The organism is Brevibacterium sp. CBA3109, from assembly GCF_040256645.1.
GTDB classification, from domain to species: Bacteria; Actinomycetota; Actinomycetes; order Actinomycetales; family Brevibacteriaceae; genus Brevibacterium; species Brevibacterium koreense.
This window is the reverse complement of sequence record NZ_CP158281.1, coordinates 3,321,754-3,336,064: the sequence shown is the minus strand read 5'-3', so window position 1 is coordinate 3,336,064 and position 14,311 is coordinate 3,321,754. Positions and strand designations below refer to the sequence as shown.

The window sequence follows — 14,311 nt, the reverse complement described above, 5'->3', positions numbered from 1 at the left end:
CTCGATGTTCTTCAGGATCACCTTTGACGTGGTGTTTCGTCAAAACCGATCGACATCGCCGCAGGGGATCGCCGAGGCAGCTGTGGGGTGCGGTCGCAGGCGTGGGGTGAAGCCGCTGCTCACACCTCGTAGTCGACGATGACAGGAGCGTGATCGGACGCCCCCTTGCCCTTGCGCTCCTCGCGGTCGATCTCCGCACCAGTGGCATGGACCGCCAAGGACGGTGAGGCGAGTTCGAAGTCGATGCGCATGCCCTTCTTCTTGGGGAAGGCCAGCCGCTGGTAGTCCCAGAAGGTGTAGACCCCAGGGCCGGGAGTGAACTGCCTGGTGACCTCGCGCAGCCCTGCTCCCAGGAGGGTGTTGAAGGCCTGGCGCTCGGGTTCGGACACGTGGGTGGCTCCGTCGAACTCCTCCATGTCCCAGACGTCTTCATCCAAGGGTGCGACATTGAAGTCGCCGCACAGGACGAGCTTCTTATCAGGAGCATCGCGCAGCTGCGCAGAGATGTCGGCGGTCAGTGCCCGATACCATTCGAGCTTATAGGTGTAGTGCGGATGGTCGAGTTCGCGACCGTTGGGAACATAGAGAGAATATACTCTGACTCCGCCGCAGGTGGCTGACAGGGCACGGGCCTCGACCACGGGCTCTTCGCCGAACGAAGGGATGTCTGCGAAGCCTATCTCGGGGTCCTCAAGACCCACTCGAGAGGCGATTGCCACGCCATTCCACTGATTGAGGCCGTGGAAGCTGACCTCATAGCCCCGGGAGGTGAACAGGTCCTTCGGGAACTGTTCGTCCTTGCACTTGAGTTCCTGGATAGTCAGGACGTCGACGTCGGAGCGATCCAGCCAAGCACCGATTCTGTCGTGTCGGGCGCGGATCGAGTTCACATTCCAGCTCGCGATTCTCACCCTCCCACCCTAAGCCGTCCTGCCGGCAGGCCCAAGCTCGGCAGCCAGAAGGGCCTCGGCAGGCAGAAGAAGCCAGCAGGCAGAAGAGCCCAGATGGCGCACTCGCTGGCCCCAGCGCCTCGGTGCTGATCCGATACCGATAATCTGGGGTCATGCCTGAAGCACTCAACGAACACCTCGGCCACGATGGTGCCCCCTGCCCCGACTCCTACTATGTGCGCACGGCACCGGAGACCTTCGTCTCGACGCTGCACAGTCAGGGAGCGTGGCAGCCGGGCGAGCAGCATCTGGCCCCGGCCGCAGGGCTGGTCTTGGCAGAGATCGAACGCCGACTGCCCTCGGACAAGATGGTCTCGCGGGTCAGCTTCGACATCCTCGGCGTCATCCATTCGGGCGAGTTCACGATCGACGTCAACGTCATCCGACCTGGTCGGACCATCGAACTCATTGAGGCCAGCATGCGCCACGGTGAGCGCACGAGTGTCCACGTCAGGGTCTGGCGCCTGCTCCCCAGCGACACCGCGAGTGTCCTCGGCGACGAGTGGCCGACTCTGCCGGACCCCGATGACGCTCCCGTCACCCCATTCACTGGGCGGTGGGGCGGAGGATTCATCGCCTCGCTCGACGGCGGCCAGTTCCCAGATGCCCGGCCCGGTTTCGCCCGGTCCTGGATCCGGACCCCGTATTCCCTCGTCGACGGTGAGGACGACCCTGCGACCGCGGCGTTCGTGAAGCTCGTCGACACAGCCAATGGTCTGGCCGTGAGAGAAGACCCGAAGATGACGTTCTTCCCCAACGTCGACCTCACCATCCACCTCACCCGCGTCCCTGAACCCGGTTGGGTCGGCTTCGACACGAAGGTGGCGTTCGGACCCACCGGGGTCGGTGCGACCACCAGCGTCCTCAGCGACGTGAACGGGCCGATCGGCACCGCAGCACAGTCGCTGACGGTGCGTGTGGGCCAAGGCGCGAAGTGACGAGACCGCGCGCACTCATCACCGGTGCCAGCTCAGGGCTGGGACGCGGCTATGCTCTCAGCCTCGCCGCCGATCAGTATGACCTCGTTCTCGTGGCCCGCGATGAGGCCCGTCTACGGGAGCTGGCGACGAGCATCGAAACCGAGAACGGCACCCACGCCGAGGTTGTCGTGGCCGATCTGTCCACCCGATCCGGCATCGACCTCGTCCGCACCGTGATCGAGACCTCGCGGATCGATCTGCTGATCAACAACGCCGGATATGGACTCAAGCATGGTCTGCTTGAGTCAGAGATTTCGGAACTCGAGGACCAGGACATGGTGCTCACCGGAGCGGTGCGCGAACTCTCCCTGGCCGCGGTCAAGGAGATGCGGACCAGGGGCAGGGGCGGCCTGATCAACGTCTCATCCATGGCGGCCCTGACGACGATGGGGCAGTATGCGGCGTCGAAGATGTCGACCCTGGTCTTCACCGAGGCACTCGCCGGTGAGCTGCGCGGCACTCCGGTGACGGTCACCGTCGTACTGCCTGGTTTCATCCGGACCAGTTTCCATGAACGCCTCGGCGTCGAACGACCGGGGCCTGGTTGGATCTGGCTGAGTGTGCAGCGGGTCGTCGCCACATCCCTGCGCGATGCGCGAGCCGGCAAAGTGGTCTCGATCCCTGGGGCGAGCTATGGTCTGGCGGCCAGAATCGCCCGCTTCGTTCCCCGCTCTCTGGTGCGCTGGGGATCGACCGGATTCTCTCTCAGCAGACGAGACGATCACTGAGATTGCAGCAGCGGGATTGCGACCCGTCATATGAAGTTGAGTCTTGAATCATTTTCGATGAGCCCTGTGACCTGGGCTTCTGTCATGTGCGTCGAGTAGATGACCCGCGCCATCGCGGTTCAGACGGGGGCAGAACAATCTTTACAAGTAGGATCGATGTGTGATCCAATAATGGTGTTCGCCCGGTGGGGATCGGGTGGACACAACGGACGTATGGGGATGCGTCCGGGTACTCGAGGGGAGTGCTGCGAGGGCCCCGGGATGTCGCGATTACGCGCCCCGGGGTCTTTGTCATTCACATCGGGGTACCTTGTGTCTAGTGTCGTTGTCATAGTCGGACACTGCGCTGCCTCCTCTGACGTGACCGGGCGATGCCGATCTCCACGCCCACAGCGGACAGCGGGACGCCAAGCGCCTGACTGCAGTTGCGGGTCACGCGATCGGCGATATCGTTGACGACCGCATCGATGTCCGCGCGCTCATCGACATCGACATGGAGGATGAGCTCGGGACTGCGAGCCGTTCCTCGCAGGATGGCCTGGGCGTCAACGACCGCAGGGGTGAGATCGAGATCGTCGACCACAGCCGCAGCGACGACATTGGCGTTGACTGTGGTCACTCCGGTTCGGGCATCTTCCTGCATGCGCAGGGGTTTGGCGGAATCCTTCCGTGGCACCTGTGCGGCGAGCCAGCGGACGCCGATGACCGCGAGGATCACTGCCAGCACCAGAGCGATGACCGCCGAGAACGGCAGTGCGAAGACGACGGCGACAGACTGCAGCCGGCTCTCGGGGGTCAGCCCGGGAACAAGGGCTGTGGCCAGGCCGAGGCTGATCGAGAGCGCGGCGAGCCCGACCACGAGGCAGAGCAGACCGGCGATGATGAGACCGGTCCTGTTGGCCCCTGCCGCCATGCGTCTCACGCCTGCCTCCTCAGTGTGCGCACCTTGACTGTCGGCGTGCGGTCGAATGCGATCTGGCTGAAACGCTGTGCGACAGCGGCATCGACATCTGTGCGGATCTGGTCATTGTCACGCACGGGAGTGGAGAAGGTGACGTTCGTCGACGACGCATTGGACGAGGCGCGCACGCTCGAGACGCCGTCGACGGAGTCTGCGGCGGCAGCAGCCAGGTTCGACAGTGCCGTCGTCGGCAGAACGACCTCGAAGCGTGCGATGTGCTCGGGCGCCTCGGCACGGTAGCCGGCGAAGCGCTTGGCGCCGGGAGAAATTCCCGCGATCGTGAAGATCAGTCCCAGGACCACCAGGACGACTCCAACGGCGATGATCGCCGCGGCGCCCCACTGTGCGGCACCTAAGTCGTTGAATACGGAGAACCCGGACGATAGTGCCGAGTCCCCAGATCCGCCGACGGAAATTGCGGCGATCGCGGCCCAGGCGAGGCCCGCGCCAATGGCCAGGATGAGGATGGCGACGATGACGGCAGGGACGACGCGTGCCGGACGTGCCCGAAACAGGCGTGGACTCATTGCAGGTTCCTCACTGAGTTTCCGGATCCCGAGAGCTGGGGTCTGAGCCATTTGACCGCGACGTCGACCTGGCGCACGCTGACTCCTGTGAGAGCTTCGACATCGGTGCTCAGGCGACGGCGGACCGATTCGGTCGCCTCGGCGATGGGGGAGGGGTATGTCAGCCCCAACTGGACCTCGAGGGTGCAGCTGCGACCGGAAAGCCTCACATCCACGCTGGGGCGGCTGTCGAGGTCAGCGTTCGAAACGAACCCGAACAGGCCTGACTTCGTGCCGCCGACCCCGGGCAGGCCCTTGAGGATCTGGGAGGCCGTCTTCTCGATGACCCGGTCAGCGATGGTGAGGCCACCACGTGATGAAGCCACGATGCTACCTCCGGGTCGTCGAGCGCGAACTGAGCGCGCTGAGATCGAGGCGTCCATCGAGGACGAGGCCGATGACCAGGCCGAATCCGCCGCAGATGGCGACGATGAGGAACCCGAGGAAGCCTCCGAAATACGCAACGATGCCCAGCGTCAGTCCGACTAGCAGTCCGATGAGTGTTTTCGACATGTCTGTCCTTCGCCTCAGTTGAGTTCGACGGTGTCGCCGGTGCTCTGCTGGTCATCGTCGTCACCGGGGAGGTGGACGTCGGTGACTTCGATGTTGACCTCGACGATCTGGAGTCCGGTGCCCTGTTCGACGGCGCGGATGACGTTGCGGCGGATCGCCTCGGCGACGTCGACGATCGAGGTTCCGTACCCCACGACGATGGTGAGGTCGATCGCGGTCTGCTTCTCGCCCTTCTCGACGGAGACTCCGCCGGAGACGTTGGTCTGTGAGCCGGGGATGCGGTCGGTGAGGGTGTCGAAGGCGCGGCGTGCCGCGGTGCCCATGCTGTAGACGCCGGGAACCTCGCGTGCGGCGATGCCGGAGAGTTTGGCGACGACGTTCTCGGCGATCGTGGTGTTGCCCATTTCGGTCACGAGGGGGCTGCGAACCGAATCCTCGGTCTTGGACTGCTGGGAAACGGTGGACTGCTTGTCTACAGACATTTTTCGTTCCTTATCGTTTCGGTGGTGCTGTCATCACTACGGACGCGAACGGTCAACGATCCTCACGCATGTTCGGCAAAGATTCCTCTTGCGAGTTCACAATGGACATTCCGCTGCGCGGTTTGTGTGCTCTCTGCGACTGTGGTCGCATACGATGTGGAAATGACAAGGCACGATGATCGGTTCGATATCGTCACCCTCGTCGTGCGCGCGAGAGAGGGCGATATCGATGCCTTCGAGGCGTTGGTTGACCGGTATGAGATGACGCTCCTGCGGTTCTGTCTGCGCACGCTCGGTGATCGGCAGGACGCGGAAGACGTTGTCCAGGACACGCTGGTGCAGGCGTGGAAGTCGATGAACACTCTGGCCGAACCGGCCGCTTTCGGCACGTGGATCTACCGACTTGCATCGAACAAGTGCACCGATCTGCTGCGTCGGAGGATGGCCAGGCCCTCGGACGCGCAGGATCCCGACGACATGAGCATCCACGCGGACGGGCGGGCATCGGTGGAGAAGTCCGTAGAAGCGCGCACCGCTCTGCAGCATTTCTCAGACGTTCTCCAGACGCTTTCATCAGAACAGCGGGTAACCTGGGTGCTCCACCAGATGGAGGGCCTCAGCTACGCCGAGGTGGCGATGACTCTGGGCATCAGTGAAGGCAGTGTGCGTGGTCGTATCCACAGAGCCCGAACTGCCATCATGGAGGGGATGGAAAAATGGACATGAATGAGCATGTCGGCTCCGGCGCTGAATCCGACCAGACGAGTGCCGATTCCCATCGGGAGTCAGACGCCCAGCTTCGCGGTGTCATCGACGAATACATGAGCGCGTTCCAACCCGAGCCCGAAGACGCTGCAGGGGTGCGTGAGCGCATCCTTCAGCTGGTCAGAGACGACCTGTACCGGGGGCCCTCGACCAATCTGGCGACCGAGCAGGGGCACCCGTTCTCGATCTCCACCGCCTCGGTGCGGTCGATTGTGCGCAGCGCCGTTGATTCGGTGGACGGGATCCGGGCCCGCAGCGTCGACGTCGAGCCTGCCGGGGACCCTGAGGGAAGTGCGGCGGCGGTGTCGCTGACAGTGGCCATGCGCGCCGGCATCTCCTTCACCTCCACCGCCGAGGCGATCCGAGGATCCGTATCCGCCGCGGTTCTGGCCGAGTTGGGAATCCCCGCGGCCCGGATCGATATCAATGCTGAGGATGTGTACGTTGACTGATCGTGGCGAGGCGAAGGACCTCAACCCTGTGGGCAACGGCAGTGGGGACGAGGCTGTGGAGTCGGCGCGGTTGGCGGACTCTGTGACCTCGATCGCCGGTGTCAGAGCCCTGGCGCCGGGACTGCGTGATCTCGTCGCCACCGCCACGGCGAAGGTGCTGCGGCGGGCCGGCGGTGAACCAGTCGGCGTCGACGTGACCCGAGGTGGCGATGGGGTGAAGGTGCGGATCGACGCCCACCTTGATCGCACCCGGTCGGTCGCCGAGGTCGTCGACGAGATCTTCTCCGTCGTCGAAGCCGACATCGCGTGCGGTCCCGTGGAAGCCGACGGACGACTCGACATCGACCTGCGCGTCGTCAGCCGGGGGTAGTCGCGTCGCCGTCCATTGGCCACGGTGGGTGAGTGCACAGAGGGCCGGAATCCAGTGCTGGGTTCCGGCCCTCTGTGCACTCTGGGAGGGAACTCGACAGTTCACGAGTCCCGCATGAGTCAGGTGATGATCAGGCGGTTTTGCTCTTCTTGCCCATCTTGTTGGTGATGAAGCCCCAGATGAGGAGGACGATCAGCGAGCCGCCGATCGCACACAGCCAGGTGGAGAGCGAGAAGAACTTGGTCATCTCGGCACCGAAGATAGCGCCGCCGATCCAACCGCCCAGCATGGCTCCGATGACGCCGATGATGAGAGTGGCGATCAGGCCACCGCCCTGCTTGCCAGGCAGAATCGCCTTGGCAATGGCACCGGCGATGAGTCCGAGAATCAAATATGCGATGAAACCCATGAGGTTCACATCCCTTCAGAAGTAGCTGATGATCGGGCCTGTCGAGTGGATCTGTCTCTAACGGTAGATCCGATTCTCGTGCAAGGTGGAGTTTCGCCCGATTCTTTATGACATCGGTACAGACGTGGCCCGGGTCGAAACCTCACGAACGGACCCGATTCGAATGCGGTGATCCCCATCACCACTGCGCAGGATGCCCGCCGGAGCCCGCGACAACCTCGGCGAACGCCGGCCCCGGCCAGGGCTGCCGAGGCCGGCGACAACCTCGGCGAGGGGGCTGCTGGACATGTGTGGCAGCCCTGGTCTGCACACCGGGATGGGCCGTTTAGACTTGAACGCATGACCGATAGCGCAGACACCCGCCGACAGTTGCTCGACCTCATCGACGAACTCGCCGTGGTTCGTGGCAAGGTGACCCTCTCATCAGGCAGGGAAGCTGACTATTATCTGGATCTGCGCAGGGTCACTCTCGATCATCGCTCCGCGCCCCTCATCGGTGATGTGGTGCTCGACCTCCTGGCTGCTGAGGGCCTGCTCGAGAAGGTCGATGCCGTGGGCGGACTCACGATGGGCGCTGACCCGGTCGGAACCGCCGTCATGCACCGCTCCGTCGTTCGCGGCACTCCGGTGGACTCCTTCGTCGTCCGCAAGGAGGCGAAGAAGCACGGGATGTCCCGTCGCGTTGAGGGTCCAGACGTCAAGGGCAGACGGGTCGTCGCTGTCGAGGACACCTCGACCACGGGCGGTTCCGTGCTCACCGCGGTTGAAGCTCTCAAGGAGGCAGGCGCCGAGGTGGTGGCTGTGGCCGTGGTCATGGACCGTGGCACGGGGGCCAAGGAACGGGTCGAGGCGGCAGGCGTTTTGTATCTCACGGCGTTGACGACAAGCGATCTTGGGCTTGACTGAGACATTCGTCCGGACTTCACGGGCGGATCTCCGCCCGTCGGTCACCAGCTGGGACTCGACTGGCAATTCTGTCGAAATCAAGGTCCTGGTTTGAAACATCGTGGTCGATTCAACACGATAGATGAGACACTCCCACAGTACTGCTTCAGGAAAAGTAAGGATGACGCGTGCTCACACTGAAAGAGGTTTCCCTGCGCAAGGGAAAGCGAACTTATCTCGACGAGGTGAGTTTCACTGCGCAGGCAGGTCGGATCACCGCAATCGTCGGAACCCGTTCGGCCGGCCGGACCGAGTTGGTTCGCGTCATCATGGGGCTGATCTCGCCCGATGAGGGCACCGTCAAGCTCGAGGACTTCGAACTCGACTTCGGCGATCGTCAGAACTTCGGATATCTGCCCGCCGAGCGCGGCGGCTATCCGAATATGCGTGTGATCGATCAGATCGTCTACCTGGCGCGTCTGCACGGCATCACCCTCGGCGCTGCCGAGCGCAATGCGCTGAGTCTGCTCTCGCGCCTCGAACTCGCCGATCGCGGTTATGCGCCGCTGAAGAATCTCAGCGGCACGGAGATCGCCCGCGTCGACATCGCAGCCACTCTGGCCGCCGACCCCGACGTCGTCGTCATCGACGATGCCTTCTCCGGGCTCGACTCAGAATCAACCGAACTTGTGATGTCCCTGCTGCGCGCCCACGCTGCCTCCGGGGTGCCCGTCATCCTGGCCACCGACAATTGGGAGGCCGCGCAGGCCTATGCCGATGACGTGGTCGTCCTCAACCAGGGAAAGACCAGCGTGTCCGGCAGCGTGCAGGAGCTGCGCTCGGACGTGAAGTACCGTGTGGAGCTCGCCGACGCCGAGGCAGCCGCCAAGTCATTGGAGAAGCGCGCAGGCATCAGCGACGTTGCGGTTCTCGATTCCGCAGACAACGTCGTCAGCTTCCGGGCCGCCGATGCAGGCTCGGCCGCACAGACCGTGGCAGCACTGAACGGTGTGAAGAGTTTTGAGAGTGTTCGCCCGACATTGGCCGAGCAGTACAAGGAGGCTTTGTGATGGCAGGCAAGGGTGAAGGCCAAGACGGGGACTCCCCGGAGCCGTTGGTGTCGAAGGGCACTGCGGGCGAAGGCATCGATGATCTGGGCATTCCGGTCGGTGATGAAGTCACGGTGACCGAGAACGATGCGGACTCCGCGCGGGGCACGAAGCCTGCTGCGACTGCGGACGACGAAGTGGATGACACAGCCGACACCGCTGACGCGAGCGATGCGGATGCGGTGGCAGCCGATGACGGACTCAATGAGGTTCCGTTCGAACTTGCCGAGGATGGGCCCTCGGCCGATGAGCTTCCCGAGACCGGGCTGGTCTCCGAGTTCGTCGATGTGAACAAGCGTCAAGCCGCTTGGCTGGTGTCGAACCGAGAGAGTTCGACCGCGCTGCGCAGCCCCTTCTTCCTCGTCACCGGTGCCGTTATCGTGCTCGGAATCGTCGCTGCGATCATCTCCGGTGTTGTCGCGGGATCCGACTCGAAGTCGGGCACCCCGACCATGGCCATGGTCGGTGTGGGTGAGCAGGCTGCCATGTACGAGCAGCAGCTGGGTGTGAAGATCACCGACGTCAAGGACGCTCAATCCGCAGAGAAACTGGTCAAGGAGGGCAAGGTCGATGCGGCCTTCATCCAGGACCCCAGCGGACAGGCACAGCCGACGATCATCGCTTTGGACGAACAGCCCGAGGCGCTGCTGGAGAAGCTGGCGCCGAAGACTGAGGCCACACTGCTGAACTCACCGGCGGTCGGCGACGAGGTGGCCACCCCGGTGCTGTGGGCCATGGCAGTCTTCGCACTGCTCGTAGTGGCCACACTCGGCACCGCGCTCTATCAGAACCTGCGTCTGGAGAAGCGCAACCGGATCACCGAGATCATCGCCGCCACGATCCCGCCTCGTGCCTCGGCATCGGGTCGGATCACGGGCATGCTCTCCCTGACCGCTGTGCACCTGGTCGTCGCGATCGTCGTGACCGAACTCGGTCTTTCCATCACAGGCAAGACCTCACTGGCATTCGCCATGCTTCCCGGCCTGGGCTGGTTCGCGCTGACACTGCTGTTCACCGCCTGGACCATCTACGCGCTCCTGCTGTGGGCGTCGACCGTGTCCGGCAGCAAGGCGCGCAAGACCTTCGTGTCGATCATCGGAGTTATCACCGTGGCCGGCTTCATTGCTCCCGTCATCGTGGGAGCCACGGGAATGACTGCCAAGGTGCTCTCGTGGACGCCGTTCACCTCGCCACTGGGAATTGCCGGACGCTTCTTCGGAAGTCCACCCGAATGGTGGGAGGGTCTGGTCGCCGCCGCCATTGCTGCACTGGTGGCACTCATCATCCACTCGTTGGCCAGCAGTGCCTACGTTCGCGCGGTGCTCACCGGCGGCGGACGTGGTGGCAGGACCGTGAAGATGAGCAAGCGTGCGCAGAAGGTCTCCGTCGGCTCAGCCAGCGACAAGAAAGCTGGCTCGAAGGATGCTGCGGCAGAGTCGGACGCGGACTCCGACGACGTGATCGTTTCGGACTCCGACGACACCTCGGCGAAGGCCGCGAAGGTTGACGAGTCAGCGGATGAAACCGACGACAAGAAGTGACTGAAGACAGCACACCACAGGTGGGGGTCGGTCCGTGGACCGGCCCCTGGCCTGTGTCTGAGCACTTTGACCCCGAGCTGCTGGCTGAGGGTGACCGCCGTAATGTCGTCGACAGATATCGCTACTGGAAGCTTGACGCGATCGTCGCCGATCTCGACACGACGCGGCACGAATTCCACGTTGGTGTGGAGAACTGGCAGCACGACCTCAACATCGGTTCGGTGGTCAGGACGGCCAACGCCTTCAACGCCGCCGCGGTGCACATCGTGGGCAGAAGGCGATGGAATCGGCGCGGGGCGATGGTCACCGACCGGTACCAGCACATCATCCACCACCCGAGCATCGACGACCTCCTGCAGTGGTGCACCGACACCGACGTACCGCTGATCGGAATCGACAATTTTCCGGATTCGGTGCCGTTGGAGACCTATGACCTTCCACGACGCAGCCTGCTGCTGTTCGGGCAGGAAGGGCCGGGCCTGAGCGAGGAAGCGCACCAGGCGAGCACGGCAGTGCTCTCGATCGCACAATACGGTTCAACGAGGTCCATGAACGCGGCAGCCGCAGCGGCGATCACCATGCACTCCTGGGTCCGCCGCCATGTCTACGACCAACCGGTGGCCTGAGCGGGCTCGAGCTCTCCGCTGTCCAACGCGCAGTATCTGCGGCCCAACGCACAGCCTCTGCAGTCGATCTGGCAGCCGGTACCCGGTCACCCGTGGTCGATAACCTCCAACTGTTGGTATGTTGTGGTCGATCTCCGCTCCGGAATCGACCACAACATGCCAACCGTTCTGCTTTTTGCGCAGCGGCGGCCGACTAGAGCACAGACGAAGGGCGGTCCGTGTCGGCTCCAGTGATGGAAATGACACGGACCGCCCTTCGCCTGTGCGACTGGCTCTATTTCGTTCGGCTGCCTCGGCTGGGGCTCGCGGCCGGCTTCATCCGAGGCTCGCAGCCGGCTTCATCAGAGATCGGCTGCAGAGCCTCAGCTGAGGTCGGCAGCGTGTGGCTCGATGAGCCCACCGATCTCTGCCAGCTCGGCAGTCAGCGAATCAGCATCGTCGAAGGTGCGTGAGATGACGGTCAGCCGCTTCGCGTAGTGGCCGATCGGGTACTCCATCGTCATGCCGATGCCGCCGTGCATCTGAATCGACTCCTGGCTGATGGTGCGAGCCGACTGATCGATGATTATCTTGGCAGCGATGACATCACGGTGGCGGTCCTTCTCGGAGCCGGCTTCCTCGTTGGTGACCGCAAGACGGGAGAACAGTGCCATGCTGCGCGCATACTCGAGGTCTGCGTAGAGGTCGGCCGCACGGTGCTGCAGGGCCTGGTTTGCGCCGATCGGGGCACCGAACTGCTCACGCGTCTTGAGGTACTCCGCTGTCATCGTCAGCGAGGCTTCCATCACGCCGACTGCTTCGGCCATGATCGCAGCGTTTGCTGTGTCGAACACTTCGGCGACGACAGCATGTGCGTCGGCGGCACCGAGGCGCTGGGCCGGTGCATTGTCGAACTTCACGCTGGCGCTTCCCTGTCCGTCGGCCTGACGGTGAGCGACACGGCTGACTCCGGACGCCGAGGCAGCGACCAGGAACAGTCCCAGATCGCCGTTCTCTGAGGCGGTGACGATGAACTGGTCGGCGACGTCGCCGCCGAGCACGCCGTTCTTCTCACCACTGATCGTGAAGGAACCGTCAGCTCCTGCAGCGGCCGTGGTGGAGGGGGTGTCGACCGCGTAGCGCAGGCCGGGCTCGAGGGCCGCGAAGGCGAGGAAGGTCTGGCCTTCGCAGACTGCGGGCAGGATCTCCTGCTTCTGCTCCTCGGTGCCCGCAGCGGCGATCGCATTGGCGCCCAGCACGGCTGTGGCCAGGAACGGCTCGAGCACGAGTGCGCGGCCGAATGCTTCCAGGACCACAGCAACCTCGGCGAAGGTCATTTCTGCCCCGCCGTAGTTCTCGGGGATTGCCAGGCCGAGCAGGCCCATCTCTGCGAACTGCTCCCACTTCTCGCGGGAAATGCCCTCCTCGCTGTGCAGGATGGCTTCGCGGGTCGCGGTGTCGTACTCGCTGCGCAGATACTTGTTCAGAGTGCTGGCGAGTTCTTGCTGAATGTCGTTGAGTTCAAGATCCATTGTTGTCCTCTTCTAAAATGTCCTGGGGTCCTGGGAACCTCAGAGACCAAGCAGTGCTTTCGAGATGATTCCGCGCTGCACCTCGGACGAGCCGCCGTAGATGGTGACCTTGCGGGTGTTGAAGTACGAGGGAAGGGCGTCGACGGCTCCGAGCGGCAGATCGGACAGGCCCTCGCCCTGGGCGCGGTCGGTGACGAAGTCGAGGCCCTGCGGACCGAGGACGTCGACGAGCAGCTCACTGATGTCTTCCTGCAGCTGTGAGCCCTTGAGCTTGAGCACGGAGGAACGTGGATCCGGTTTGTCCGATCCGGCGGCCTGGGTCGAGAGGATTCGCAGCTGAGTCATTTCGAGAGCGGTGAGCTCGGCTTCGATCCGGGTCAGGCGGGCGGAGAACAGCGGGTCGTCGAGCAGAGTCCCGCGTGCCGTCTTCGTCACCGCGGCATAAGCCTTGGCGCGAGCCAGGTTGACCTTCGAACCGCCGATGCGGGCGATGCCGGTGCGCTCGTTGCCGAGCAGGAACTTCGCGTAGGTCCATCCCTTGTTCTCTTCGCCGACGAGGTTCTCGACGGGGACCTCGACATTGTCGAAGAACACTTCGTTGACCTCATGGCTGCCGTCGATGAGCTGGATCGGGCGAACCGTGACGCCGGGCGTCTTCATGTCGATGAGCAGGAACGAGATGCCTGCCTGCTTCTTCACGTTCGGGTCGGTGCGGACCAGGTTGAACATCCAGTCGCCGTACTGGCCCAGGGTCGTCCAGGTCTTCTGCCCGTTGACGATGTACTTGTCTCCGTCACGGACTGCTGAGGTCTTCAGTGATGCGAGGTCAGAGCCGGCATCAGGTTCGGAGAAGCCCTGTGACCACCAGATGTCGATATTGGCGGTGGCGGGTAGGAAACGCTCCTTGATCTCCTGACTGCCGAAGGTTGCGATGACCGGGCCGACCATGGAGACGTTGAAGGGAAGCGGCTGTGGAACGCAGGCCAGCTGCATCTCTTCGAGCCAGATGTGGCGCTGCACTGGAGTCCAGTCCTGGCCACCCCATTCGACGGGCCAGTTCGGTACGGCGTAACCGTGCTGATTGAGGATCCGCTGCGAAGTGACCATGTCCTCTTTGGTCAGCTCCTGGCCGGTGGCGACCTTGAAGCGCAGCTCCTCGGGGATCTCCGTGCGATAGAACTGACGCATCTGCTGCGCGAACTCGCGCTCCTGCGCATTCAGCAAGGTGTCCATGAAAACTCCTGATTGATCGTTCGGTAACTTAGTTCCAATAGTACGTTTCGGTGTTCACGGTCACAAGTGGATGGAGAGGCAGGTGTTGCGAGGGGCAGTTGGCCATGGAGGTCAGGGTCATACTGTCTTCTGCTGATGCTCAGTGGCGGTGCATTCGTTCGAGCAGGGCATCCGGATGGTGTGATCAGGCGGAGATGTGCGTGCCTGGGATGTGATGGGCCTGAAGCATT

General features: G+C 63.3%; 18 protein-coding genes. 9 read left to right on the top strand and 9 right to left on the bottom strand.

Annotated elements, in window-relative coordinates:
* Nucleotides 1-119 precede the first annotated feature (119 nt).
* Entirely contained in the window at nucleotides 120-911 is a 792-nt protein-coding gene (locus AAFP32_RS15235) for an exodeoxyribonuclease III (RefSeq protein WP_101620603.1), read from the bottom strand.
* A 152-nt stretch (nucleotides 912-1,063) separates the two neighbouring features.
* Here AAFP32_RS15235 and AAFP32_RS15230 point away from each other — a divergent pair, with 152 nt between their 5' ends.
* Together AAFP32_RS15230 and AAFP32_RS15225 are read left to right on the top strand one after the other, a co-directional pair.
* On the top strand, nucleotides 1,064-1,888 hold the full coding sequence (locus AAFP32_RS15230; protein WP_350269842.1) for a thioesterase family protein: 825 nt from the start codon (nucleotides 1,064-1,066) through the stop codon (nucleotides 1,886-1,888).
* Nucleotides 1,885-2,658 (top strand): SDR family NAD(P)-dependent oxidoreductase, encoded by a 774-nt coding sequence (locus AAFP32_RS15225; protein WP_350269841.1) that lies wholly within the window; start codon nucleotides 1,885-1,887, stop codon nucleotides 2,656-2,658. The genes AAFP32_RS15230 and AAFP32_RS15225 overlap by 4 nt, the downstream gene beginning before the upstream one ends.
* Nucleotides 2,659-2,986: 328 nt before the next feature.
* Here the strand turns inward: AAFP32_RS15225 and AAFP32_RS15220 are convergent, their stop codons facing one another.
* From AAFP32_RS15220 to AAFP32_RS15200, 5 genes are read right to left on the bottom strand one after another with little or no spacing between them, the layout of a single operon-like run.
* On the bottom strand, nucleotides 2,987-3,571 hold the full coding sequence (locus tag AAFP32_RS15220) for an alkaline shock response membrane anchor protein AmaP (RefSeq protein WP_350271509.1): 585 nt from the start codon (nucleotides 3,569-3,571) through the stop codon (nucleotides 2,987-2,989).
* Between the two features lie 5 nt (nucleotides 3,572-3,576).
* Nucleotides 3,577-4,146, bottom strand: a complete 570-nt coding sequence (locus AAFP32_RS15215; RefSeq protein WP_101620607.1) for a DUF6286 domain-containing protein — start codon at nucleotides 4,144-4,146, stop codon at nucleotides 3,577-3,579.
* Entirely contained in the window at nucleotides 4,143-4,511 is a 369-nt protein-coding gene (locus tag AAFP32_RS15210; protein ID WP_350269840.1) for an Asp23/Gls24 family envelope stress response protein, read from the bottom strand. Before AAFP32_RS15210 ends, AAFP32_RS15215 begins: the two co-directional genes overlap by 4 nt.
* 4 nt (nucleotides 4,512-4,515) lie before the next feature.
* Complete coding sequence (locus tag AAFP32_RS15205) at nucleotides 4,516-4,698, bottom strand: hypothetical protein (RefSeq protein WP_350269839.1); 183 nt, start codon at nucleotides 4,696-4,698, stop codon at nucleotides 4,516-4,518.
* 14 nt (nucleotides 4,699-4,712) lie between these two features.
* Nucleotides 4,713-5,180: an Asp23/Gls24 family envelope stress response protein gene (locus AAFP32_RS15200; protein ID WP_350269838.1), complete on the bottom strand. Its 468-nt coding sequence runs from the start codon at nucleotides 5,178-5,180 to the stop codon at nucleotides 4,713-4,715.
* A gap of 162 nt (nucleotides 5,181-5,342) precedes the next feature.
* On the opposite strand from AAFP32_RS15200, the gene AAFP32_RS15195 reads away from it, so the two are divergent.
* Genes AAFP32_RS15195 through AAFP32_RS15185 form a run of 3 tightly spaced genes read left to right on the top strand, consistent with a single transcriptional unit; the run spans nucleotide 5,343 to nucleotide 6,767 of the window.
* Nucleotides 5,343-5,906 (top strand): RNA polymerase sigma factor, encoded by a 564-nt coding sequence (locus AAFP32_RS15195; RefSeq protein ID WP_350269837.1) that lies wholly within the window; start codon nucleotides 5,343-5,345, stop codon nucleotides 5,904-5,906.
* Entirely contained in the window at nucleotides 5,903-6,397 is a 495-nt protein-coding gene (locus AAFP32_RS15190; RefSeq protein ID WP_350269836.1) for a hypothetical protein, read from the top strand. Before AAFP32_RS15195 ends, AAFP32_RS15190 begins: the two co-directional genes overlap by 4 nt.
* A complete protein-coding gene (locus AAFP32_RS15185) occupies nucleotides 6,390-6,767 on the top strand; it encodes a hypothetical protein (protein ID WP_350269835.1) in 378 nt (125 codons plus the stop codon). The genes AAFP32_RS15190 and AAFP32_RS15185 overlap by 8 nt, the downstream gene beginning before the upstream one ends.
* Before the next feature lie 130 nt (nucleotides 6,768-6,897).
* Here AAFP32_RS15185 and AAFP32_RS15180 read toward each other — a convergent pair whose 3' ends face one another.
* Nucleotides 6,898-7,176: a GlsB/YeaQ/YmgE family stress response membrane protein gene (locus AAFP32_RS15180; protein WP_350269834.1), complete on the bottom strand. Its 279-nt coding sequence runs from the start codon at nucleotides 7,174-7,176 to the stop codon at nucleotides 6,898-6,900.
* Nucleotides 7,177-7,515: 339 nt separating this feature from the next.
* Here AAFP32_RS15180 and pyrE point away from each other — a divergent pair, with 339 nt between their 5' ends.
* The 4 genes from pyrE (at nucleotide 7,516) to AAFP32_RS15160 (ending at nucleotide 11,337) form a co-directional block, all read left to right on the top strand.
* Nucleotides 7,516-8,082: an orotate phosphoribosyltransferase gene (gene pyrE, locus AAFP32_RS15175; protein WP_350269833.1), complete on the top strand. Its 567-nt coding sequence runs from the start codon at nucleotides 7,516-7,518 to the stop codon at nucleotides 8,080-8,082.
* A 167-nt stretch (nucleotides 8,083-8,249) separates the two neighbouring features.
* Nucleotides 8,250-9,131, top strand: a complete 882-nt coding sequence (locus AAFP32_RS15170) for an ABC transporter ATP-binding protein (protein ID WP_350269832.1) — start codon at nucleotides 8,250-8,252, stop codon at nucleotides 9,129-9,131.
* Nucleotides 9,131-10,711, top strand: a complete 1,581-nt coding sequence (locus AAFP32_RS15165; RefSeq protein ID WP_350269831.1) for a sodium ABC transporter permease — start codon at nucleotides 9,131-9,133, stop codon at nucleotides 10,709-10,711. The genes AAFP32_RS15170 and AAFP32_RS15165 overlap by 1 nt, the downstream gene beginning before the upstream one ends.
* The gene (locus tag AAFP32_RS15160; RefSeq protein WP_350269830.1) at nucleotides 10,708-11,337 is read left to right on the top strand and encodes a TrmH family RNA methyltransferase; all 630 of its coding nucleotides are present in this window, start codon (nucleotides 10,708-10,710) and stop codon (nucleotides 11,335-11,337) included. The genes AAFP32_RS15165 and AAFP32_RS15160 overlap by 4 nt, the downstream gene beginning before the upstream one ends.
* Before the next feature lie 362 nt (nucleotides 11,338-11,699).
* On the opposite strand, the gene AAFP32_RS15155 is transcribed toward AAFP32_RS15160, so the two are convergent.
* On the bottom strand, nucleotides 11,700-12,848 hold the full coding sequence (locus AAFP32_RS15155; protein WP_101643544.1) for an acyl-CoA dehydrogenase family protein: 1,149 nt from the start codon (nucleotides 12,846-12,848) through the stop codon (nucleotides 11,700-11,702).
* Nucleotides 12,849-12,887: 39 nt separating this feature from the next.
* Nucleotides 12,888-14,081: an acyl-CoA dehydrogenase family protein gene (locus AAFP32_RS15150; protein ID WP_350269829.1), complete on the bottom strand. Its 1,194-nt coding sequence runs from the start codon at nucleotides 14,079-14,081 to the stop codon at nucleotides 12,888-12,890.
* Between the last annotated feature and the right edge of the window lie 230 nt (nucleotides 14,082-14,311).

Bases quoted from the DNA above. Each gene is read 5' to 3' on its own strand.
- AAFP32_RS15230 (WP_350269842.1), top strand. From the start codon at position 1,064: ATGCCTGAAGCACTCAACGAACACCTCGGCCACGATGGTGCCCCCTGC.
- AAFP32_RS15220 (WP_350271509.1), bottom strand. From the start codon at position 3,571: ATGGCGGCAGGGGCCAACAGGACCGGTCTCATCATCGCCGGTCTGCTC.
- AAFP32_RS15215 (WP_101620607.1), bottom strand. From the start codon at position 4,146: ATGAGTCCACGCCTGTTTCGGGCACGTCCGGCACGCGTCGTCCCTGCC.
- AAFP32_RS15205 (WP_350269839.1), bottom strand. From the start codon at position 4,698: ATGTCGAAAACACTCATCGGACTGCTAGTCGGACTGACGCTGGGCATC.
- AAFP32_RS15200 (WP_350269838.1), bottom strand. From the start codon at position 5,180: ATGTCTGTAGACAAGCAGTCCACCGTTTCCCAGCAGTCCAAGACCGAG.
- AAFP32_RS15195 (WP_350269837.1), top strand. From the start codon at position 5,343: ATGACAAGGCACGATGATCGGTTCGATATCGTCACCCTCGTCGTGCGC.
- AAFP32_RS15190 (WP_350269836.1), top strand. From the start codon at position 5,903: ATGAATGAGCATGTCGGCTCCGGCGCTGAATCCGACCAGACGAGTGCC.
- AAFP32_RS15180 (WP_350269834.1), bottom strand. From the start codon at position 7,176: ATGGGTTTCATCGCATATTTGATTCTCGGACTCATCGCCGGTGCCATT.
- pyrE (WP_350269833.1), top strand. From the start codon at position 7,516: ATGACCGATAGCGCAGACACCCGCCGACAGTTGCTCGACCTCATCGAC.
- AAFP32_RS15165 (WP_350269831.1), top strand. From the start codon at position 9,131: ATGGCAGGCAAGGGTGAAGGCCAAGACGGGGACTCCCCGGAGCCGTTG.
- AAFP32_RS15155 (WP_101643544.1), bottom strand. From the start codon at position 12,848: ATGGATCTTGAACTCAACGACATTCAGCAAGAACTCGCCAGCACTCTG.
- AAFP32_RS15150 (WP_350269829.1), bottom strand. From the start codon at position 14,081: ATGGACACCTTGCTGAATGCGCAGGAGCGCGAGTTCGCGCAGCAGATG.